The sequence below is a fragment of the Nocardiopsis sp. JB363 genome (assembly GCF_900143625.1).
GTDB lineage: Bacteria > Actinomycetota > Actinomycetes > Streptosporangiales > Streptosporangiaceae > Nocardiopsis.
Genome location: NZ_FRFF01000127.1, coordinates 1 through 915 on the forward strand (window position 1 = coordinate 1; position 915 = coordinate 915).

Annotated in this window: 1 protein-coding gene; it reads left to right on the plus strand. The window is 64.6% G+C overall.

Going from position 1 to position 915, the window contains the following annotated elements; genetic code table 11:
• Positions 1-708, plus strand: a 708-nt coding sequence (locus BQ8420_RS19040) for an HNH endonuclease signature motif containing protein (RefSeq protein WP_143847416.1), incomplete at its 5' end; no start/stop codon positions are given.
• Between the last annotated feature and the right edge of the window lie 207 nt (positions 709-915).

The window sequence follows — 915 nt, forward strand, 5'->3', positions numbered from 1 at the left end:
TTCTCGCCGACCTTCGAAGGCGGGTTCCTGCTGCGCATGTGGGGGCCGGGTGCGGACAACCAGCTCATCCAGGCCGCCCTGGACGCCTACACCGAACCCTACGGGCCCGATAACGCCGCCGTCCCCAAGCACCAGCGCACTTATGACGCGATGATGCGGATCTTCGAGACCGCCTTGGCCCACCGCAAGTGCGCGAAGGCACCGAAGCCGGTGGTGACGTTGAACATCACCGTCCCGCTCAAGCGCTACCTGGGAGATGCCTCCGCGGAGCCGGCGGTGACCGAAGATGGGGTGGTCATCCCCGACCAGATGATCTCCCGGTTGACCCCGAAGAGTTGGTTGCGCCGCTTCCTGACCGACGCCGAAGGCAAAACCCTGCTCGATGTGGGCCAGAAGCACCGTTGCGCCCCCGACCCCGTACGCCAAGCGGCCGGGTATAAGGAGTTCCACTGCGAGTGGCACGAAGGCTGTGACATGCCGCGTAGCTGGTCGCAGTTCGACCACATCATCGCCTTCTCCCACGGCGGCGCTACCAGCTCGGACAACATGCAGTTGCTCTGCTCTACCCACAACCGGCTCAAGCACCGCCTTCAGGTGAAAGCGAACCAGCAGATCTGGGACCACCACCACACCCAGAACCGCCAAGAAACCGAGAAGGACGGTGGCGGTGAGGGTGGTGAGGGCGACCCAGCCCCAGCCACCGCCTAACACCACCGCACCAGCTTTGACCAGGCGAAAACCTCGCCCCGCTCCGGACGATCAAAACCCGGAGCAGACCCCCGTACCCCTCGAAAAACACCCCCGGTTGGGTGTCAGACCCCAAAGGCCATGCCTTGTGGGGATACAGCCATGTCCGCACACCGAACCCCCCACCCAGAGCCATATCCAGGGGCCAACGTGGCTCCCGTTGGGGGT